Annotated in this window: 19 protein-coding genes; 9 read left to right on the forward strand and 10 right to left on the reverse strand. The window is 63.9% G+C overall.

Annotated features, from left to right (window positions below; all coding sequences use genetic code 11):
• Positions 1-17 precede the first annotated feature (17 nt).
• The 4 genes from Q8L25_RS20450 (at position 18) to Q8L25_RS20465 (ending at position 4,252) form a co-directional block, all read left to right on the forward strand.
• Positions 18-1,523, forward strand: a complete 1,506-nt coding sequence (locus tag Q8L25_RS20450) for an MFS transporter (protein ID WP_308921130.1) — start codon at positions 18-20, stop codon at positions 1,521-1,523.
• A gap of 94 nt (positions 1,524-1,617) precedes the next feature.
• Positions 1,618-3,171 (forward strand): EAL domain-containing protein, encoded by a 1,554-nt coding sequence (locus Q8L25_RS20455; protein WP_308921131.1) that lies wholly within the window; start codon positions 1,618-1,620, stop codon positions 3,169-3,171.
• The gene (locus Q8L25_RS20460) at positions 3,168-3,518 is read left to right on the forward strand and encodes a hypothetical protein (RefSeq protein ID WP_308921132.1); all 351 of its coding nucleotides are present in this window, start codon (positions 3,168-3,170) and stop codon (positions 3,516-3,518) included. The genes Q8L25_RS20455 and Q8L25_RS20460 overlap by 4 nt, the downstream gene beginning before the upstream one ends.
• 5 nt (positions 3,519-3,523) lie before the next feature.
• Complete coding sequence (locus Q8L25_RS20465; protein WP_308921133.1) at positions 3,524-4,252, forward strand: hypothetical protein; 729 nt, start codon at positions 3,524-3,526, stop codon at positions 4,250-4,252.
• 18 nt (positions 4,253-4,270) lie between these two features.
• Here the strand turns inward: Q8L25_RS20465 and Q8L25_RS20470 are convergent, their stop codons facing one another.
• Positions 4,271-5,638 carry a serine hydrolase gene (locus tag Q8L25_RS20470; protein ID WP_308921134.1) on the reverse strand — a complete coding sequence of 456 codons (1,368 nt, stop codon included), beginning with the start codon at positions 5,636-5,638 and terminating at the stop codon, positions 4,271-4,273.
• 203 nt (positions 5,639-5,841) lie between these two features.
• Here Q8L25_RS20470 and Q8L25_RS20475 point away from each other — a divergent pair, with 203 nt between their 5' ends.
• Positions 5,842-6,498, forward strand: coding sequence for a hypothetical protein (locus Q8L25_RS20475; protein ID WP_308921135.1), 657 nt, complete (start codon positions 5,842-5,844; stop codon positions 6,496-6,498).
• A gap of 11 nt (positions 6,499-6,509) precedes the next feature.
• Here Q8L25_RS20475 and Q8L25_RS20480 read toward each other — a convergent pair whose 3' ends face one another.
• Positions 6,510-7,529: a DNA-binding protein gene (locus Q8L25_RS20480; protein WP_308921136.1), complete on the reverse strand. Its 1,020-nt coding sequence runs from the start codon at positions 7,527-7,529 to the stop codon at positions 6,510-6,512.
• 221 nt (positions 7,530-7,750) lie between these two features.
• Between Q8L25_RS20480 and Q8L25_RS20485 the strand changes: the two genes are divergently transcribed.
• Both Q8L25_RS20485 and Q8L25_RS20490 read left to right on the forward strand, forming a co-directional pair.
• Complete coding sequence (locus Q8L25_RS20485; RefSeq protein WP_308921137.1) at positions 7,751-8,770, forward strand: tyrosine-type recombinase/integrase; 1,020 nt, start codon at positions 7,751-7,753, stop codon at positions 8,768-8,770.
• Positions 8,771-8,831: 61 nt separating this feature from the next.
• Complete coding sequence (locus Q8L25_RS20490) at positions 8,832-9,992, forward strand: acyltransferase (RefSeq protein ID WP_308921138.1); 1,161 nt, start codon at positions 8,832-8,834, stop codon at positions 9,990-9,992.
• Here the strand turns inward: Q8L25_RS20490 and Q8L25_RS20495 are convergent.
• The 5 genes from Q8L25_RS20495 to Q8L25_RS20510 form a co-directional block, all read right to left on the reverse strand.
• Positions 9,976-10,413, reverse strand: coding sequence for a PaaI family thioesterase (locus tag Q8L25_RS20495; RefSeq protein WP_308921139.1), 438 nt, complete (start codon positions 10,411-10,413; stop codon positions 9,976-9,978). The two genes, Q8L25_RS20490 and Q8L25_RS20495, sit on opposite strands and share 17 nt — an antisense overlap.
• On the reverse strand, positions 10,400-10,927 hold the full coding sequence (locus tag Q8L25_RS20500; protein WP_308921140.1) for a MarR family winged helix-turn-helix transcriptional regulator: 528 nt from the start codon (positions 10,925-10,927) through the stop codon (positions 10,400-10,402). The genes Q8L25_RS20495 and Q8L25_RS20500 overlap by 14 nt, the downstream gene beginning before the upstream one ends.
• Positions 10,928-11,126: 199 nt before the next feature.
• Positions 11,127-11,492, reverse strand: coding sequence for a ferredoxin (locus Q8L25_RS31765; RefSeq protein WP_374694187.1), 366 nt, complete (start codon positions 11,490-11,492; stop codon positions 11,127-11,129).
• 491 nt (positions 11,493-11,983) lie between these two features.
• Positions 11,984-12,523 (reverse strand): hypothetical protein, encoded by a 540-nt coding sequence (locus Q8L25_RS20505; RefSeq protein ID WP_308921141.1) that lies wholly within the window; start codon positions 12,521-12,523, stop codon positions 11,984-11,986.
• 28 nt (positions 12,524-12,551) lie between these two features.
• Positions 12,552-13,433, reverse strand: coding sequence for a LysR family transcriptional regulator (locus Q8L25_RS20510; protein WP_308921142.1), 882 nt, complete (start codon positions 13,431-13,433; stop codon positions 12,552-12,554).
• A gap of 94 nt (positions 13,434-13,527) precedes the next feature.
• On the opposite strand from Q8L25_RS20510, the gene Q8L25_RS20515 reads away from it, so the two are divergent.
• Positions 13,528-14,067 (forward strand): GNAT family N-acetyltransferase, encoded by a 540-nt coding sequence (locus Q8L25_RS20515; RefSeq protein ID WP_308921143.1) that lies wholly within the window; start codon positions 13,528-13,530, stop codon positions 14,065-14,067.
• A 67-nt stretch (positions 14,068-14,134) separates the two neighbouring features.
• A complete protein-coding gene (locus Q8L25_RS20520) occupies positions 14,135-15,631 on the forward strand; it encodes an MFS transporter (protein WP_308921144.1) in 1,497 nt (498 codons plus the stop codon).
• On the opposite strand, the gene Q8L25_RS20525 is transcribed toward Q8L25_RS20520, so the two are convergent.
• The 3 genes from Q8L25_RS20525 to Q8L25_RS20535 form a co-directional block, all read right to left on the reverse strand.
• Positions 15,624-16,652, reverse strand: coding sequence for an alpha/beta fold hydrolase (locus Q8L25_RS20525; RefSeq protein ID WP_308921145.1), 1,029 nt, complete (start codon positions 16,650-16,652; stop codon positions 15,624-15,626). The two genes, Q8L25_RS20520 and Q8L25_RS20525, sit on opposite strands and share 8 nt — an antisense overlap.
• A 38-nt stretch (positions 16,653-16,690) precedes the next feature.
• Positions 16,691-18,097: an alpha/beta fold hydrolase gene (locus Q8L25_RS20530; protein WP_308921146.1), complete on the reverse strand. Its 1,407-nt coding sequence runs from the start codon at positions 18,095-18,097 to the stop codon at positions 16,691-16,693.
• Positions 18,098-18,181: 84 nt separating this feature from the next.
• Positions 18,182-19,099, reverse strand: a complete 918-nt coding sequence (locus Q8L25_RS20535) for a LysR family transcriptional regulator (protein WP_308921147.1) — start codon at positions 19,097-19,099, stop codon at positions 18,182-18,184.
• Positions 19,100-19,208 lie beyond the last annotated feature (109 nt).

Genomic DNA, 19,208 nt, shown 5'->3' on the forward strand with positions numbered 1-19,208 from the left:
CCGTCTACACTGGCGCCATGAAACCTGCCGACCACACCCTGTACACCTGTTCCGCCGTCTGTGCGCTGATCATGCTCGACACCAATGTGGTGGCCGTCTCGCTGCCCGCCATCGCCCGTAGCCTGGGTGCCAGCTTTGCCGACGTCGAATGGGTCGTCAGTGCCTACATGCTGGCGTTTGCCTCCTGTTTGCTGCCGGCCGGCAGCATCGCCGACCGCCTGGGCCGGCGCCGCGTGATGCTGTGGGGTCTGGCCTTGTTCGCGCTGGCCTCCTTGCTGTGCGGCGCCGCCTGGACGCCGTTCGTGCTGAACCTGGCGCGCGCCGCCAAGGGCATCGGCGCCGCCTTGCTGTTGACCTCGGCGCTGGCCGTGATCAGCCACACTTTCCAGGGCGAAGCCGAACGGGCGCGCGCCTGGTCCATCTGGGGCGCGGCCATGGGCGTGGCGATGACGGTGGCGCCGCTGCTGGGCGGCCTGCTGACCAGCGCCCTGGGGTGGCGCTGGATTTTCTACCTGAACCTGCCGGTGGTGGCCATCCTGATGCTGCTGGTGTCAAGACACGTGACGGAGTCGCGCAATCGCGCCAGCGCCAGGTTTGACCCGCTCGGTGCCTTGCTGTTTTCGGCAGGCCTGTTCTGCCTGATCTGGGGCCTGATCGATGCCGGCGTGGCGGGCTGGTCCAGCACCGCCACGATAGCCCGCTTTGCGCTGGGCGCGCTGCTGCTGGCCGCTTTCGTGGTGGCCGAGCAGAAGGTGCGCGCGCCGATGGTCGACCTGTCGCTGTTTGGCCGGCGCGTGTTTGTCGGCGCCGTGCTGGGCATGCTCGGTTACGCCGTGTCGGCCCAGGTGATGATGACGTTTTTGCCGCTGTACCTGCAGAACGCCTTCGGCTATTCGGCCGTGCTGGCCGGCTGCGCCATGCTGCCGTTCGCCGTCGCCATGGTGGTGGCCTCGCGCCTGGCGCCGCTGCTTGGCCGCTGGCTGCATGACCGCGGCATGCTGGTGACGGGGCTGCTGATCGTCGCCGGCGGCAATGCGGCCAGCGCGGTGGCGGCCGCCAGCCTGTCTTATGGCTGGGTAGCGCTGGCCATGGTGGTGACGGGCATGGGTGCCGGCCTGCTCAATGGCACGACGCAGAAAGCCATCCTGGCCGGCATTCCGCGCGAGCGCAGCGGCATGGGTTCGGGCATCAGCACCACCACGCGCTTTACGGGCATCGTGCTGGCCGTCGGCGGCCTGGGCGCCGTGCTGGCCCAGCGCACGGGCGCCGCCTTCGAGCGCCTGGCCTGGCTGCATGGCCTGCGCGCCTCGCCTGACATGGTGGGGCGCATCGTGGCCGGCAATGCGGCTGAGGCTTTCGGCCAGTTGCCACCAGCCGTGCGCGAGGTGGCAGTGGAAGCGGCGCGGCAGGCCTTTATGGAAGGTTTTGCCGGCGTGCTGAGGCTGGCGGCGATATTGGCGGTACTGGCTGCGGCGCTGGTGTTTGCATTGGCCCGGCCGGCGGCAAAAAATGTAACTGTTTGACGAGTAGGGCGTGCGCCGGGCAGGACTGTAATATGATGCCACCAAGAAATACATGGCATTCATCCAACTTTCAAACTGATTCTGCAGGAGGCGCATGCGCAGGAAACGCATCTTGATCACCAGCGTGCTGGCGGCCCTGGTCGGCGTGGCCGTGCCGCTGGCCGTCGCTTATCAGCTGTCGCTGGCGCGCGCCGTGCAGGGTGAGGAAGCGCGTTTGCGCGTGCTGGCCAACTACTCGCTCGAACGGGCCCAGCGCACCCTGGACTCGGCCGGCGCCGCCTTGCGACGCTTCGAACCGCTGGCCGTGACTCCCTGTTCGGCCGCGCATATCGAAGCGCTGCGCCAGACCACGATTACCACCCGCAGCGTCGACGATATCGGCTATGTGGAGCAGGGCATGCTCAAGTGCAGCGCCAGCGGCATGCAGGCCACGCCGGTCAAAATCACGCCGGCCGACTTCGTGCTGGACAATGGCATCGGCGTCGATTTCGACCTGCGGCCGGCCGTGTCGGGCGGCGAGCGCATGGTGGGCCTGGCGCTGGGCCGGCACAAGGCGCTGGTCGCGCCGGTGCGCTTTGCCGACGTGATCGTCGAGCGGAACGTCCAGATGGCCGTGGCGCTGGCGCACGGCGGTGTGCTGGGCGTCTTGCACCAGCCGGACATGGCCGTGGTCGCTACCTTGCTGGCCGGCAGCCAGGCCAGGGACGGCAACCTGCACGCGGTGGTGGCGCGCGGCGGCCTGATTGCCGTCATGACGGCGCCGCGCAGCACGCTGGAAGCGCGGCTGAGCAGCGAGCTGGCGGTGCTGCTGCCGGTGGGCCTGTTGATGGCGGCGTTTATCGTCGGCCTGGTCGCCTGGCTGTCGCGCCGCCGGCTGTCCTTGCTGGGCGAACTGACGATCGCCCTGGAGCGGCGCGAATTTTTCGTCCATTACCAGCCGATTATTGCGCTGGACACGGGCGTTTGCGTGGGCGCCGAAGCGCTGATACGCTGGCAGCGGCCGGACGGCAGCATGATACGGCCCGACCTGTTCATTCCGGTGGCCGAGGAAAGCGGCCTGATACTGCCGATTACCGATGAAGTCATCGCTTGCGTGATCGCCGACCTGCGCGACGCGCTGGTGGCCGACCGTGCGCTGCATGTCGCCATCAATCTGTGCGCCAGCGATATCGAAACGGGCCGGGTGCTGGACGTGCTCGAGCGCGCCCTGGCCGGTACCGGCATCGAAGCGCAGCAGATCTGGCTGGAAGCGACCGAACGGGGCTTCATCAATGCCAACGCGGCGCGCGCCACCCTGGAAAAAGCCCGCGCGCGCGGCCACGCGGTGGCCATCGACGACTTCGGCACCGGCTACTCGAGCCTGGCCAGCCTGCAAAGCCTGCCGCTGGACGCCCTGAAAATCGACAAGGCCTTTGTCGATACCATCGCCACGGACGCCGCCACCAGCAGCGTCACGCCGCATATCATCGCCATGGCGCGCGGCCTCAAGCTGCTGATCGTCGCCGAAGGCATCGAAACCCAGGAGCAAGCCGACTACCTGGCGGCGCGCCAAGTGGAATTCGGCCAGGGCTGGCTGTATGCCAGGGCGCTGCCGGCCCCGGACTTCCTGGCGTTTTACAAAGCGCGCCGCCCAAGACAATTACCATGAGCGATTTCCCCTACTCCCTGCAGCCGCTGCGCGTACCGGGCGGCTGGACGATCACGGTCAACACCCTGTTCGAGGTCGAGCCGGGTCCGCACACCATGCAGTGGTTCAGCAGCGCGCTGCTGCTGTGGGGCCATCACCGCGACAGCGGCGACTGCTTCAATTCGCATTTCGAGCCGGAAGACGACCCTGAAGGCGAGTTCGTGCTGGAGTGCTACAAGGTGGAATACGACCGGCAGGGCAAGGCGGTCAAGGGCAGCGAGGTCTTTCTCGGCGAATTTCGCACGCGCAGCAAGGCCGAATTTGTGCAACGGGTGGAGCAGTTCATGGCCAGGCCCGCGCGCGGGTAGTATCGATGAGCAAAGTCACACTCCACTATCTGTTTGTCTCCCTGTTTATTTTGCTGTTCGGCACCGCCGGTGGCAGCGCCATGACGCGAAAAATGGCCCATGGCAATGACGAACTGGGGTGGAACTTTTTCTGGTGCTGGCTGCCGGTCGGCCTGCTGCTCTTCGTTTGCCAGTGCCTGGTGTTTCCCAAGGCCCGCACCAGGCTGCTGTTTCAGCTGGTGTTCAACGGTTTGATGGGCTTTACCCTGGCGTTCTTCCTGCTGTCCCTGATACTGCCCGTCTTCTGGCTCAGCCCGATGGATGTGTGGTCAAAAATAGTCCTGGCGGCCATCTTCGCCGCCATCCTTCTGTATAACCTGGTGTTCGGCTGGCTCACCGTACACCGGCGCTGGGCGGACATGGCCGCTCCCGCGTTCGAGCAGCAATTCCAACCCAGGGACGGCAGCGTCAACTGGGACAAGGTCGTGCGGAAAATGAAGATCCAGCCAGAAATCATGCTTCCCGGGGTGCCGGCCAGCTGGACCGCCGCCGTCTGGATCGCCTTGATTGCCTGCATGGTCGCCGGCCTGCTCATGAAGTCGGCCTGGCCGGCATTCAGCGCCTTTTCCTGGGGCATACCGGTCATGCTGGTGGGCGCCTGTTTCAACCAGTTCAGCGGCGCGCACTTTGCGCAGGCGTTGAAAGTACGCGCCATCGAAAAAGACAGGCATATCGTCCTGCCGTCCTGCGGCTGATTGCCGAGGGCTTGCCGCTTACTCCTTGCGCTGGCCCGGTATCGCCTGGCCGTTCTGGTGCAGCACCAGGCCGGTAATGGCGCCCTTGGTATCGCGCTGGAACACCAGTTGCGCGTCAACCACTTTATAGAAGAAGGCATCCTTGCCGCTGGCAAACACGGGCGCTTCCTGCTGGCCGGTGGCGCCCACCAGCAAGCCCTGCGGTCCCTGGCGCACCGTCAGCACGAAATTCGGCGCCAGCGCGTAGCTGCCCACATACTCCGCCAGCGCTGCCGGCACGATGGCCACTTCCTGGCGCTGCGTTGGCGCGGCGGCCAGCGGCGGCAGGGTGCCCGGCACCAGGCTGGCCACGCCCAGCGCATCGACGGTGGTCGAGGTATTGCTCAACACCACCACGCCGCGCCGGCCATCCTGCGTAAAACCGGCAAAGCTGGCATAGCCGCCGGTCTGGCCGTTATGCCATACAAATGGCTGGCCCTTGGCCTGGTCGCGTATCCAGGCCAGGCCGATCTGCTTGCCGCCGCTGATATCGCGCTGCGGCTGCACGGCCAGCACGTGGGCCGCGTCCGGCTTGAGCATGAACGATTGCACATAGGCCACCATGTCGCGCGGCGTCGACAGCACCGCGCCGGCGCCGGCGATCGCCTGGAACTGCCAGTGCTGCGCCGGCTTGCCGTCGGCCAGGTGGCCGGGCGCCAGCCGCGCGCGCAGGGCCGGTGACATCACGCTCGAGGTCGAACGCATTCCCAGCGGGCCGGCAATCTGTGTTTGCAGCAGGGTTTCATAAGACTGGCCGGCCTTGGCCGCCAGCGCCGTGCCCAGCAGGCCATAGCCCAGGTTGGAATATTCAAACGCGGCGCCCGATGCGCGCGCCATCACGTGGCCGGCCAGGAAGGCGCGCAATTGCGGGTCGCCATAGTCGGCATACGGATCATTGACGTCGGCCGGCGCCAGGTTGCCGGGCAAGCGCGGCAGGCCCGAGTAATGGGTGGCCAGGTCGCGCAAGGTGATGGCGCGGTCCTTTGTTCCAGGCATGGCATAGCCGGGCAACAGCTCGGCCACCGGCTGGGCCAGCGTGACCTTGCCCGCCACCACCGCCTGCGCCAGCAGCAAGCCGGTCATGGTCTTGGTGACGGAACCGATCTCGTACACGGTATCGACATCGGGCAAGGCATCCTGCTTGCCACGGCCAAAACCGTACACCGCGCTATCCTTGCCCTCGATCACGGCGATCACGATGCCGGCGTGCTGGCCGCCGCGCGTCAGGGCCTCGGCGCGCTCGCGTACGGCGGCATCGAGCGTGGGCGCGGCGCCGGCCAGCGCGCAGGTCAAGGGCAGCATGGCGGCGGCCAGCGCACGCAGGGGCAGGGACAAGGGCAAGGTCATGAACGGCTCCGTAAAAATGGCTATAAAAAGTGACAACAAAGATCATAAAGCAAGAATGATCTTCCTGGTAACTTCAGGCTTCTGTCAATTCTCTCTACTATGCCGGCGTCTGGTGAATTTCGCGTGAAGAAGGCGGGAGTTGATGGCAGAATGGGCATGCCCCCGGCTGCCAGCTTGTTCACTTCGTGTCAGGACCCCGTTCCATGTCGAACCGTGTTTATCTGTGCTGTACGCATTTCTCCACACCGCCGCAGGAAACGGATTGGCCGGCCTTTGGCGACGAGTCCGGCACGGAATACGAGGCGGCCTACTGCATCCCGCTGTTCTGGCTATGCCTGTTTGCGCCGCAGGATGTGCACCTGGCACCGGGCCAGGAGGGCATGCTCGATATTGCGCGCGACTACGCCTTCCTGGCTTGCGCGCGCGACGAGGGCCTGGCCCGGCTGAAAGCGCGCTCGGCCGTACTGCGGCGCGCCCTGGGCGAAGAGCGGCACGGCTTGTACCTGGAATGGCAGGCGCGCATCGCCCGCGAAAGCTACAGCCATGTGCTGGTGCGCACTGAAGAGCTCGACATGATGGACGAGGAAGGGCAGCTGCGGCAGGATATGCTGGCGGCCCTGCTGGAGCTCGATACGGCCTGCGCCAGCGGCACCTTGATGATCGGCCCGGTGCTGGCCAGCCTGGCCGGTCTTCCTTATCCCGCCGCGCCGCAGCGCTACAACGCCCACGTGCTGGTCGGCACGGCGATCAGCGCCGAAGGCTGGCCGCCAGCCTTGCCGGAACCGGGACCGGGACCGCGTGTCGAACCACATGGCACCGAGGTGGTGCTGGCAGCGCGGCCGTGGTGGAAGTTCTGGTAGTGCTTTGTTGACTATTTCTTCGGTGTCTGCCGTTCTTCCTGCAGCGCCAGCCGCGCCGCCATGCCGGCGTGCTCGCGCAGCAGGGTGTCGCGTTCCTGTTCCAACTGCCGCGTGCGCTGCAAGCCCGCTTCGGTCTTGTCGGCCAGCATGGCCAGTTGCCGGTCCTGCGTGGCCAGCGCCACTTTTGATTCATTGAGCGCCAGCATGACCGCTTCCAGCTTGGCCAGCAGGGCGTCGGCCGAAGCCGCCGCCTGCCCGTACTGATATTCGAACTGGTCGCGCTCGGGGCGCACGGTGGCCAGGGCCTCGCGGTCCGCCGCCGCGCTTTGCTCCAGGCGCTGTTGCTCCGCCTGCAGCTGGGCCAGGCGCATGTCCTGCTGCACCAGGGTCGCCTGCTGGCCTTGCAAGCGCTGCTGCAGCTGGGCGTTCTCCTGCTCCAGCCGGCTCAGCTGCTGTTGCTGCGTTTGCCGTTCCTCGCTGCGCTGGGCTGCCGATGCTTCCTGGTAATGGTCGAACTGCGAACGTACCTGCGCCAGCTGCCGGTTCAGTGCGGCGATTTCCTCGCCCCGGTCGGCCAGGCGCTGCGTCAATCCCGCATTGTCGCTGTGCAGGCTGGCCAGGGTGACGGCGCGAAAATGGTGTTCCTCCTTCAACTGGGCCAGGGCCTGCTGGGTGGCGCGCAGCTCCTGCGTCAGGGCGGTGCGCACTTCCGTCAATTTGAGGCGTTCCGCCTCGGTTTTCTTCAGTTTTTCCAGCGCCGCATCGAGCTCGATGCGGCTTTCCTGCATGGCAAGCTCCAGTTGCTGCGCCACGTCGCGCTGCTGCTTGTGATACACGCCGCGCATCGCCTCCATCAGCTCGGCCGGCAGTCCTGCCTCCGTTTTCACGGCGCCGGGCCCCTGGAACTCCTCCTTCCACCGCTTGAGCAGGGGCGCGATGGTGCTCTTGCTGCCCGTGCTGCCCAGCGCCTCGCGCACATTGTCGACCGTGGGATTGCGCCCATCGGCGGCCACGATTTGGGCTGCTTTCATAACATCGGAGTACAAAATGCCGGCGCGAGCCATAAAACCACCTATGAGCGAAATTTAGTAACGTATTACATGATACGTAATACACCATAATATTACGATATAAATTTTCAGAAAAATGCAGAAAAATAAGTCGCGATAAGATCGCTTATCGTGGGTTAGAAGCGCGGTTTGCGTGGTATCCTGCGTTTTGCCCAGTACAAATCCCTGTTTTCCCGCATTCCATGGCCCAGCACCCCCTGAAAAAATCGCCCGCCGCCACCAGGCTGGCCGTGGCGCCAGTACATGGCGCCCTGGTCGATGCCGAACTGGCCGCGCGCCACCAGGCTTTCCTGGCGGCCGCCACCGCCGACAACACGCGCCGCGCCTACCGCTCGGCCATCCGCCACTTTCAAGCCTGGGGCGGGGCGCTGCCGGCCGATGAATCGGCCGTGATCCGTTATCTGCTGGCCCACGCGGATACCTTGAACGCGCGCACCCTGGCCTTGCGCTTGACGGCGCTGTCGCAATGGCATGCCTACCAGGGCTTTTTTGACGCCGCGTCGACGCCCACCGTGCGCAAGACCCTGGCCGGCATCGCGCGCCTGCACGGCAAGCCGAAAAAAAAGGCCAAGGCGCTGCCGTTGGAAGACTTGGAACTCATCGTCGCGCGCCTGCATGAACAGGGCACGGTAAAAGCGCTGCGCGACAGCGCCTTGCTGCAGCTGGGATTTTTCGGCGGTTTCCGCCGCAGCGAGCTGGTGGCCTTGCGCGTGGAGGATGTCAGCTGGGAGCCGCAAGGCATGGTGATCACCCTGCCGCGCTCGAAAACGGATCAGTCGGGCGAGGGCATCGTCAAGGCGGTGCCGTATGGGGAAGGCATCTGCTGCCCGGCCACGGCATTGAAAAACTGGCTGGCGGCGGCCGCCATTGCCTCCGGGCCGCTGCTGCGCACCGTCAATCAGTGGGGCCATATCGCCGACAAACCACTGCATGCGGGCAGCATCAACACGATACTGGAGGGCTGCGCCCGGCTGGCGGGACTCGATTATGTGCCGGAACTGTCCAGCCACAGCCTGCGGCGCGGCATGGCCACCAGCGCGCACCGCGCCGGCGCCGACTTCCAGGCCATCAAGCGCCAGGGCGGCTGGCGCCATGACGGCACGGTCCATGGCTACATAGAAGAGGCGGGCCGCTTCGACAGCAATGCGGCCGGCAGCCTGCTGCGCAAAAAAACGGCCGCCAGGCAGAAATCTGGGGATTGACAGCCATGTGACATATGTCACATACTCCGTGCACATTTCACCATCGCAAGGTGCACAGCGCATGAATGATCACAATCCGGGTACGCGCAACGCGCGCATCGATTTCCTGCGCGGCGTGGCCATTGCCTGCGTGCTGGTCCTGCATTTCACCCTGGCCTTTGGCCTGGCGAACAGTCCATTGGGCGACCTCTTGGGCAGCGACGCCATCAAGGCAATCGCCTTTAACGGCAACTATGGCGTGACGATCTTCTTTGTCATTTCCGGCTACCTGATTACCAGTGGCATCCTCCAGCGCTGGGGCAGCCTGCGCGACATCGACGTGCGCAGCTTTTATGTGATGCGCGCCGCCCGCATCCTGCCCGGCCTGCTGCTTGCGCTCACCATGATCGTGGTGCTGGGCGTGCTCGACATTCCCTACTTTAACAATGGCGACGCCGATCCGCCTTTGCCGGCCAGCTATTTCGGCATCGCCATTTTGTCCATCCTGACCTTCTGGCATAACCTGCTGATGCAGTCCGAGGGCTACTTCAACTATTGCCTCAACGTCTACTGGTCGCTATCGGTCGAGGAAATGTTTTACCTGTGCCTGCCGCCGCTCTGTTTGCTGCTGCGCCGCACCTGGCTGGTGGCGGCTGTCTGCCTGGTTGCGGTCGTGCTTGGCCCCATCTATCGCGGCGCATACGCCGGCAATGAACTGTATTTCATGTATGGCTATTTTGCCTGCTTCGACGCGATCGCCATCGGCTGCTTGAGCGCCTTGCTGGCGCCGCAACTTGCCTTGCGGCCACAGGCGCGGCGGATATTGCGCGTGGCCTGCGGCATCGCGCTGCCCTTGATTTATTTGCGCGGCATCGCCGGCCACGAAATGTTCGGCTTTACGGCGATCGCGCTGGCCGCCTCCGGCATTGTGCTGGGCGCCCACGGCGAAGAGCAGCCGGGCTGGACCACGGGTAGGCTGGGCGCGCCGCTGCGCTGGGCCGGACGCCATAGCTATGAGCTGTATCTGTTTCACGTGATCGTGCTGGCGGCGATGCGCAACATTCTCACCAAGGCGGAACTGAGCCATGCCATGCGCTTGCCATGGCTGGCCCTGTTTGTGGCGGTGTCGGCCGTGGTGGCCATGCTGGTCAGCCGCCATGTGTCCGAACCGGCCAACCGGGCACTGCGCGCCTGGCATCGCCGGCGCGCGGGCGCTGCCGCGGTGCTCAGGACGGGCGGATAATCATGCAGGTGGCCGTGGCATGCGCATAGATCTTGCCGGCCTCGTCGCGGATGGTGCCTTCCGAAATGACCAGGTTGCGCCCCGCATTGATGACCTTGCCTTCCGCATACAAAGCCTGGTCGAACGGCAGCGGGCGGCACATCTTGATATTCAGGTCGGTCGTGCCATAACTTTCACCGGCCGGCAGCACCGTATGCGTGGCGCAACCAGTGACGGTATCGAGCACGGTGGCGGCAAACCCGCCATGCACGCCGCCCATCGGGTTGGTGTGGGTCTGGTTCGCCGTGGCCGTAAACACCACGCGGCCGTGCTCGATGGTGTCGACTTCCATCGGCATCACATTCGAGATCCCCGGGCGTGGAAACAGTCCCTTGGCGAAAGCCTGCATCAGTTCCAGGCCGGTCATTTCATTTGCTTGCATGGTCTTGCTCCTGTGGGGTGGTCGAAAGTGGATGGTCTTGCTGGAAGCGCAGCCCCGCCGCATGGATCAGGAAACGCGCGACAACGGCCAGTTCCTGTTCGCTGAAACCCTGTTTCAGCTGCGCATTGAGGCTGTCGAGCACGGGCAGGGCGGCCGCCAGCACTTCATGGCCCTTGGGCGACAAGTGCAAGACCCCCGCGCGCGCATCGAGCGCCGACTGGCCACGCACGATCAGCCCGTTCTCTTCCATGCGCGACACCAGGCCCGTGACGGCCGAATTCTTCAGTTGCAACAACCGCCCCAGGTCCTTCAGCTGGCAGCCTTCCTCGCTTTTCAGTACAAATAGCGCGACCACCTGCGTGCCTGAATAGCCGAGTTCGCTGGTAAACACGGCATCGGCCGATCGGAACAGATTCTGGCGCGCCTGGCTTAGCAGGTTGAACAGGCGAGGCGAGCGCTTGCCGGCGGGGCAGGCGGGAGGGGTATCGGGAGGCAGGTCAGAGTTATTACGCATGCGGAGTATACTACTACGTATGCGTAATAAATCAAGTCGCGTCAGGGCTAAATTTCACCGCAGCAGGTAGGAAATCGCTACAAGAAATCGAAGTCCATGAGTATGTGTATCATTGGTGCTATCAGTTGCTGGCCGGACAAGAGAAAATCGAGAAAAAATCTGCGGTAAAGCGAACTGGTGAAGTTCCAATATTATTTTTTCAGTCCCATCGATCTCGCTTCACCTCATTAATCAGTACCTTCAGATCTTGATCAAGTCTATCGCATTGATCACCTTCACCGGAAGCAACAAGCTTAATCTGAATAAGCCGATTTTTCCCTTTGTAGCGAATGCAGCCTATATCCTGCACCTCAAAGGCCTTGATCATCTGCCGAACTTCAACGGCACTTGACGGCTGCTTACTCACATAACAATGTCCGTCAGGCGCGTAAGAAAATAATTCGGGCGCTACAGTTGAAGGCATGTCACACGACGTACAGCACCCATCCTCCACATAAAAATCTCCGTGCACGTTATGCGCGAAAGGGACATGTACAGCACCTTCATTCTCGGCAAGCCGAAGCATCCTGCCTATCGTTTCATTTCACCCCCAAGGTGGACTGAGATCTATGTTTGCCACAACTCCGTCGAACCTGACTATCCTGACACGGATCGGTGTTCCGCGTCTCGGTCCGACCACTCGTCGAACGCGACAGCAGTATCTCAGAGAACTGCTCTGGTACTTGGCTTACCTTCTGATTACTAAGAGCCTATCCCAGTAGTGAGCGTCTTCTGCTTGCAGCTCATCAGGAGCGCGGACAAGGCGCGAGGAGGCCGCATGGCGAGCCATGCAACGACGAGCAACGCAGTCCCCGCTTCTGAGGGGCGCCAGCAGGGGGCGTATTCATCTACCGGGATAGGCTCTAAGCACGGTTCCTTCGAAAAGATATCGCTCGGGTCCGGTTCTAACCGCATATCGTAAAGTTTTATTGGCCTGGATCGATATATTTGCAGGCATGTGCGCTTGGTTACGTTACCCAGTTGTAGTCATGCTACTTCAGGAGCCAGTTCCATCGCTCAATCCAGCGTCCTTTCAGCATCGCGCTCGCGGCAACTCAAGGTCGCGTAGCGCCCCGGCGCCAGCTTGCGGCGGATGCCCAGGCTGGCCAGCTCGCCTTGCACGTCTGCGTTGTCGTTCAGGCTGCAGCGATGGGCACGGGCAAATTGCTCCAGAGGCTTGAGGCTGCCGCTGACCTTCACGCTCAGGCCGGCGCCGGGACTGACACAGCAGCCGATATAGCGCGCCATATATTCTTCTTCGATCATCACCAGTTCATGGCCCATGAAGCGGGCCGGTTTGTTGAGCAGGTAGTAATCGGTATAGTCGGCGCGCTGGTTCGGTTTGCTGTCGATCAGGCCGGCGTGCATATAGGCCTGGATCGCCTGGCCGGAAGTGCCCACGCGTTCACTGGTTCCTTTTTTCAGATGCATGGCCTGGGCCAGGCCGGTTTCCAGCTCGGCACCGAGGCCCGGACCGGGACCGGCGGCGGCAGCCAGGGAAGATACAAAAACGAGTAAAGCGGCCGAACACTGTCTGGCGCGATAAGAATAATGCATGTTTTTTCCCTTGTCATCATCGGTAGATTCAGCCACGCGGCCCGTCGCGCAGCAGTTCGGCCAGCCTGGTGGTCAGCCACTGGCAGGTGGCGCTCAGTTTCTTGCCGTGCAAGGCCAGTCGCCGCACGGGCAGGCGCGACAGTGCCAGGGTGGGGCAGGGTACTTCTTGCAGAAAACCTTTGTAGTTGTCGTAGTGGGCGATATTGAGCGGCAAGATTGCCCAGCCCAGTTCGTCGGCCACCATTTCCGCGATGCTGTAGAAACTGTCGGAATACCAGACGGTGGGACTAAAGGCCTGTTCGCGGTTCAGCTCGGAATCCATGATCAGCTGGCGGTGGCGCGTCAGTTCGTTGCGGCTGACTTCTTGCCCATGCGCCATGGCGTGGCCTTTGGCGACAAACACGCCTTGCGCCACGCTGCCGATATGCTGCTGCTCCAGGATCGATGACACGGCTCCACGGTCAAAGTGGAAGGCCACGTCGGCCTGCTGCTGCTCCACGTAGTGGGCCACCTCGGAGGCGGTGGCGTTGAGCATCACCAGTTCCAGCGCCGGGTAGCGCGCCGCCAGTTCCTTGACCAGCGTGCCGATCGCCAGATAGGGCAGGGCTTCGTCGAGCGCCAGGGTCAGCCGTGCTTCCGGCGCCACGCTCAGCAATTGCGCGCGCAGCTGCAGCCGTTCGGCCTGGCGCAGCAGTTCGCACGCTTCCAGGTGCATCACCTTGCCCGCTTCCGTCAGCACGGCATTGCGCCGCGAGCGGTCGAACAGTTCCACGCCCAGCTCCGCTTCCAGCAGGCCGATGGCCGTGCTGACCACCGACTGCGCGCGGCCCAGCTTGCGCGCGGCGCCCGAAAACGAGCCGGCGGCCACCGCCGCTTCCAGGTAGCGCATTTGTTCCAACGTCCATTGCATGATCATCATCCATCTGATTTACAGATGGATTTTAACTTGAATGCCGTTCCAGGGCGACATAAACTCGGTGCAAGTTTATTAACCGGAGTATCCCATGCAAGATGCAACCACCTTCAACTGGTGCCATGACGCCACCCTGGAAGACACGCTGTGCCAGCTTTACCTGGACAATGTCAGCCCCGACTATATTTCCCATTCCGAACTGCAAGGCGAGCGTGCCGAGTCGCCCGGCAACTGGCGCGCCGACTTGCCGGACGTCATACGCGGCGAAATCCGCGCCGCCCTGTCCCACGACTGGGCCCATGGCGACTCCAGCCTGCTGGCGGTCGCCACCGCGAATGACGCCATCGTCGGCATGGCGCTGGTCTCCATCGATACGCGCCAGCGCGCCGCCAGATCGTTTGCCGCGCTGGACGACCTGGTGCTGCACCCGGATGCGCGCGGCCATGGCATCGGCACGCAGCTGGTCGAGTGGGTGGCGCAAGAGCTGCGCAGCCACGGCATCGGCCGCTTGTTCCTCGAATGCGGTGCGCACAACCTGAACGCCCAGCAATTTTTCAAGGGCCGCGGCTTCCAGCAAGTATCGGTCGTGATGCTGCGTGAACTGGACGGCGAGGGCGCGCATCGTGGCTGACGACCGACGCCGACGCGCTTACATCAAACTTTTTATCCACTCGAATAGCTATTCCTGAGTTACAAACATGCACCCAATAAAAAAATGGCTGACGTTGGCCATCGTTTCCAGCGCCCTGTTCCTGATCGTGGTCGACATGACCGTGCTCTATACCGCCTTGCCCGCGCTGACGCGCGAACTGCAGGCCTCCTCCTCGCAAAAGCTGTGGATCATCAACGTCTATTCCCTGGTCGTCTGCGCCTTGCTGCCCGGCCTCGGCACCCTGGGCGACCGCCTGGGCCATAAACCCGTCTTCCTGGCTGGCCTGGCGGTGTTCGGCATCGCCTCGCTGTGCGCCGCGTTTTCGCCCGCGCCGGCCTGGCTGATTGGCGCGCGCATCCTGCTGGCCCTGGGCGCCGCCATGATGATGCCGGCCACCTTGTCGCTGATACGCCTGACGTTTGCCGACGCGCGCGAGCGCTCGTTTGCCATCGGCGTGTGGGCCGCCATCGCCTCGGGCGGGGCCGCTTTCGGCCCCGTGCTGGGCGGCTTTCTGCTGGAACACTACTGGTGGGGTTCCGTGTTCCTGATCAATGTGCCGGTGGTGCTGTTGACCCTGCTCATGGCCGCCACCATCCTGCCCAGGCGCGAGGGCAACCGCGACAAACCGTGGGACTTGCTCGGCTCGCTGCAAATCATGCTGGGCCTGCTGGGTGGCGTGTATGCCATCAAGGAACTGGGCAAGACCGCGCCGTCGTATGGCATCGCGCTGGCCGCCATGCTGGTCGCCGCCGTCCTCATGACCGCCTTTGTGCGCCGCCAACACCGGCAAGCGCAGCCGCTGATCGATTTCAAGCTGTTCCGCGCCTTGCCGTTTTCCAGCGCCGTGGCCGCCGCGATGGTGGCCTCGGCCGCCCTGATCGGCATGGAACTGGCGCTGAGCCAGCACCTGCAGCTGGTGCGCGCGCTGTCGCCGCTGGACGCCGGCCTGTTGCTGCTGCCTTTGCCGCTGGCCTCCGTGATTGCCGGGCCGCTGACGGGCTATCTGTTGCCGCGCGCCGACAAGGCGCAGGTATTGTGGGGTTCGTTACTGGTGTCGGGCATCGGCATGGCCAGCTACCTGCTGCTGCATGACGCTTCGGTCCCCTTGCAAGTGGCCAGCCTGGTGCTGCTGGGACTCGGTCTGGGGGCCGTGATGACGGCCGCGTCCAGCGCCGTGATGCTCAATGTGTCGCCGCAGCAGGCCGGCATGGCCGCGTCGATCGAGGAAGTGTCGTTTGAACTGGGCGGCGTGCTGGGCGTGACGATACTTGGCACCATCATGACGGCCGTCTACAGCGCCACCCTGGTGCTGCCAGGCAGCGCCGACCTGTTGCCGAACGCCCACGACACCCTGGACGCGGCGCTGCAGGCGGCCGAGCAACTGCCGGGCGCGCTGGGCCTGCAAGTGGCGCAACTGGCGCGTGACGCTTTCGACCAGGCATTTGTCGCCGTGCTGGCCACCGCGGCCGCCATCCTGCTGGCGGCGGGCGTGACGATACGCCAGTTGCACCTGCGCCAAAGCAGGGTTGCCATGTTTACTTAAGTAGCGGCACCACTTTATCTCGCAGCAAGGTCAGTTGCGCATCGAGCACGGCCTGGTTCGGGTCGTGTCCGGCGCGCGGGACCAGCACAAAGTCCTTGTGCGGCGCGCTGATGCTGTCATAGTACTGGCGCGCGATCACTGGCGAGGTCAGCAGGTCTTGCGTGCCCATCACGAAATAGACGGGCAGCTTGAACTGCGTACCCATCGCCGGCAAGTTGACCTTGGAAAACATGCCATCGCCATGCATGCCCATGAACTGGATATACGAATAGTCGTCGGCGGCTTCGGCGTCCGCCAGCGCCTCCGGCGTGGCGTACAGCGGCGCCGGCAGCCACCAGTTTTTCGGCGGCGCATCGGTACTCAACGCTTCATACTTGCGGTCGAAGCGGCGCAGGATGCCGAAATTGCGCGGATCGGTCCACGGCGGGCTGCCCAGCGCCGTCAGTTTGTCCACCGTGGCAGAGTCCCTGGCCGCTTGCGCCAGCGCCATCACCTCGCGGTACATGCCGGCCACATTCGCGCGCGCGTCGACCACCTGCGCCGTGCCGACATACGCGTGGAACAGCTCGGGCCTGGCCTTGGCCATATAGACGCCCAGAATCGATCCCCAGGAACTGCCCATCAAGATCATTTTTTCCTGGCCCAGGCGCTGGCGCACATGATTGGCCACGGCGATGCCGTCGTCGCGCATCAGCTCCAGGGTCAAGGTGTCGTTTTCAAGCGGGCGATTCTTGCTGTAGGTCCGGCCGGCCCCGCGCTGGTCCCACTGCACCAGCGTGTATTGCTGTTCCCAGCCCTGGAACATGGCGTCGGCAAACGGCGACAAAGGATTGCCGGGGCCGCCATGGATCACCAGGATCACCGGATTGCCGCAGCGCGCACCGGTGATGGTGATCCATTGCTCGATGCCATTGATGGGGACATAGCCCTGTTCGCGGATACTCTGGGCCGGCGAAGCGCAGACGGGCGCCGGTATGGCAGCGTCAGCCGCCACGGCGCCGCCCATACAAGACAGCAACATTGCAACGGCAGCGATTTTTCGCATATGTTTACCACTCCTTATAAAGGTAACGCGCAGTCCTGGACAGGCTTGTCGGCAATAAAGCGTTGCACCGACTGTTCGAAGCAGGCCGGTGCGGTCCACAAAATGAAATGGGGCGCCCGCACTATGGCCGCCAGCGTGATATTGCCGGCGCCGGCTTGCCGCAAGGCCGCCACCTGCGCCTGCGCGCCCGCATATGGCGTTTTCGGGTCGAGGCTACCCTGCAGTACCAGCACCGGCGGCACGCTGGCCGGCAACTGGCCGAAATAACGATCCTGGAAATAGGTGGGCAGGCCGCCGCCGAGCAGGATGCGCGGCAGGGGACTGGTCATCAGCAGCGTCGCTTCCTCGCGGTCGACATCGGCCGTTGTCAGGCCGGGGCGCAGATTGTTTTCCGAATTGCTGATCATGCCGACCAGCGGTATCGAAATGGACGACTGGGGGTAGCTGCCCAAGCTGCTTGCGGCCTGGTTCAGCAGGCTACGCACGGCGGCCAGTTCGGTGCCGCCGCCATGGTCGAGGTCTTGCAACAAATAAGGGATGCGCTCCCGCGCGGCCGGCACGTCGAGCATGCCGCCGATAAACTGCTTGAGGTTCTTGCCGGGGATGGTGGCCAGCAGGGCAGGCTCCTGGCGCAGCTTGTCCAGCACGCGCCGGTACAGCGTTTGCGCCGGCTCGCCCAGCAATGCCTGGCAGGCAGCGTCCGCATCGCACTGCGCCAGCACCTGCAGGCCGACGTCGTTGACCACCTGCGAGCGCTGGCTCAGGTCCCAGCGCAGGTCGTTCTGTGGAGGCACCAGTGAATCGAGGATCACGCCCCGTACCGGCAAGGCGCCCAGTTGCAGGCTGCGCAACACCAGCTGGGTACCGTAGGAAACGCCATAGACATACACGGGGCTCTTGCCCTGCGTCGTGCCGACCAGGGATCGCAAGTCCCGGGCGGCATTGCTGATGGAATACTGGCGCGCGCGTGCCGGCGCCGTATTCAGTTCCTTGAAACAGCTGGCCCATTCGGCGCCGGCCAGCGCCAGGCCGCCGGGGCTGCCCGCCGCTTCCTCGGCCGGACACAGCCGCGAGGAGTAACCGGTGCCGCGATGGTCGGGTATCAGCAAGTCAAAACCGGGGAAGGTGCGCCGCAAGGTGGGCAGCAGGGCGTAGAACGAGGCGCCCGATTCGCCGGGACCGCCCGCCACCAGCCAGACGCTGCCTTTGGAGGGGCCTTTGGCGGGAATCTTGCGCACGAACAATTGCAGCGTTTCCGCGCCCTGGCCTTGCGCCTCGTGGCTGGCGGGCACGGCATGCATGGCGCACAAGCTGCCTGGCAGAATGTTGTCCGTGCACGCGGCGTAGTCCAGCGGCGCGGCATGCAGTCCGGTGCTGGCCAGCAGCGTACACAACAGGGTCCAGCGGTATGGTAGGGTCATCAGCGACTCTTGCAATTAAAAGTAGCCGCTAATGTAACGTTTTTGTATGGCAACTGTCCAGAATGTTTGACAAGATGGGCAGCCTCAGGCCGGCAGGCGAGGCGCATTGCCGCCATCGACACGCAGAAAATCGATCAGCGCGCGCAGGGCGGCCGACATCTGGCGCTGGCTGGGGTAATACAGGTGAAAGCCGGCAAAGGGTGGACACCATTCGTCCAGCACGCGCATCAGCTGGCCGCTCTCCAGGTGGGCGCTGACCGTGCTTTCCAGCGCCGAGGCCAGGCCGACGCCAGCCAGTGCCGCGTCGACCATCAGGCCTGGCGTGCCCAGCACCATGACCACGTTCGGCTGCACGTCCAGTTCCTGTCCATCGCGTGCAAATTGCCAGCGGCACAGTGCGCCGCCCGTTAGCTGGCGGTAGCCTATGCAGCGGTGCGCCTGCAGTTCATGCGGCGTGCGGGGCACGGCGTGCGCGGCAAAATAGTCGGGAGAACCGACGATGGCCAGGCGCTGGTTGCCATCGACGCGCACGGCGCGCATGTCCAGCTCCACGCTTTCGCCAAGGCGGATGCCCGCGTCATGCCGCTCGCGCACGATATCGACCAGACCATCATTGACGGCCACTTCCAGCACGATGTCGGGATAGGCGGCGTGAAATTGCCCCAGGCGTGGCGCCAGCACCAGCTGCGCCGCCAGCAGCGAGACGTTCAGGCGCACCGTGCCGCGTGGCTGCTGGCGAAACAGATTGACTCCTTCGACGGCGGTGGCGATGGCGACAAAAGCGGGCGCGACCTCCGCCAGCAAGGCCGCGCCCGCATCGGTAAGCGAGACGGCGCGCGTCGTGCGCTGCAGCAGGCGCACGTCCAGCCGCTGCTCGAGCGCGCGCAAGGAGTGGCTGAGAGTCGATGGCGTGAGGTTCAGCCTGGCAGCGGCCCGCCGGAAACTGCGCTCTTCGGCAATCGCGATAAAGGCCGACAATTCGGCAAATTCATGGGGGCGCATGAGGGCATTCTAACGCAGGCGCGCGCATGATTGACGAATCAGGGCCAATGAACCCATGGCTGTTTGATGGCTTATCAATAGCAATGGCTGGACCTACACTGGATTCTTT

The sequence above is a fragment of the Janthinobacterium sp. J1-1 genome, from assembly GCF_030944405.1.
Classification (GTDB): Bacteria; Pseudomonadota; Gammaproteobacteria; order Burkholderiales; family Burkholderiaceae_D; genus Janthinobacterium.

Excerpts from the sequence above, each read along its gene's own strand:
- Q8L25_RS20520 (WP_308921144.1), top strand. The coding sequence starts at position 14,135 with ATGCACCCAATAAAAAAATGGCTGACGTTGGCCATCGTTTCCAGCGCC.
- Q8L25_RS20535 (WP_308921147.1), bottom strand. The coding sequence starts at position 19,099 with ATGCGCCCCCATGAATTTGCCGAATTGTCGGCCTTTATCGCGATTGCC.
- Q8L25_RS20475 (WP_308921135.1), top strand. The coding sequence starts at position 5,842 with ATGTCGAACCGTGTTTATCTGTGCTGTACGCATTTCTCCACACCGCCG.
- Q8L25_RS20450 (WP_308921130.1), top strand. The coding sequence starts at position 18 with ATGAAACCTGCCGACCACACCCTGTACACCTGTTCCGCCGTCTGTGCG.
- Q8L25_RS20510 (WP_308921142.1), bottom strand. The coding sequence starts at position 13,433 with ATGCAATGGACGTTGGAACAAATGCGCTACCTGGAAGCGGCGGTGGCC.
- Q8L25_RS20480 (WP_308921136.1), bottom strand. The coding sequence starts at position 7,529 with ATGAAAGCAGCCCAAATCGTGGCCGCCGATGGGCGCAATCCCACGGTC.
- Q8L25_RS20485 (WP_308921137.1), top strand. The coding sequence starts at position 7,751 with ATGGCCCAGCACCCCCTGAAAAAATCGCCCGCCGCCACCAGGCTGGCC.
- Q8L25_RS20465 (WP_308921133.1), top strand. The coding sequence starts at position 3,524 with ATGAGCAAAGTCACACTCCACTATCTGTTTGTCTCCCTGTTTATTTTG.
- Q8L25_RS31765 (WP_374694187.1), bottom strand. The coding sequence starts at position 11,492 with ATGCTTCGGCTTGCCGAGAATGAAGGTGCTGTACATGTCCCTTTCGCG.
- Q8L25_RS20460 (WP_308921132.1), top strand. The coding sequence starts at position 3,168 with ATGAGCGATTTCCCCTACTCCCTGCAGCCGCTGCGCGTACCGGGCGGC.
- Q8L25_RS20515 (WP_308921143.1), top strand. The coding sequence starts at position 13,528 with ATGCAAGATGCAACCACCTTCAACTGGTGCCATGACGCCACCCTGGAA.
- Q8L25_RS20490 (WP_308921138.1), top strand. The coding sequence starts at position 8,832 with ATGAATGATCACAATCCGGGTACGCGCAACGCGCGCATCGATTTCCTG.
- Q8L25_RS20470 (WP_308921134.1), bottom strand. The coding sequence starts at position 5,638 with ATGACCTTGCCCTTGTCCCTGCCCCTGCGTGCGCTGGCCGCCGCCATG.
- Q8L25_RS20530 (WP_308921146.1), bottom strand. The coding sequence starts at position 18,097 with ATGACCCTACCATACCGCTGGACCCTGTTGTGTACGCTGCTGGCCAGC.
- Q8L25_RS20455 (WP_308921131.1), top strand. The coding sequence starts at position 1,618 with ATGCGCAGGAAACGCATCTTGATCACCAGCGTGCTGGCGGCCCTGGTC.
- Q8L25_RS20505 (WP_308921141.1), bottom strand. The coding sequence starts at position 12,523 with ATGCATTATTCTTATCGCGCCAGACAGTGTTCGGCCGCTTTACTCGTT.
- Q8L25_RS20500 (WP_308921140.1), bottom strand. The coding sequence starts at position 10,927 with ATGCGTAATAACTCTGACCTGCCTCCCGATACCCCTCCCGCCTGCCCC.
- Q8L25_RS20525 (WP_308921145.1), bottom strand. The coding sequence starts at position 16,652 with ATGTTGCTGTCTTGTATGGGCGGCGCCGTGGCGGCTGACGCTGCCATA.
- Q8L25_RS20495 (WP_308921139.1), bottom strand. The coding sequence starts at position 10,413 with ATGCAAGCAAATGAAATGACCGGCCTGGAACTGATGCAGGCTTTCGCC.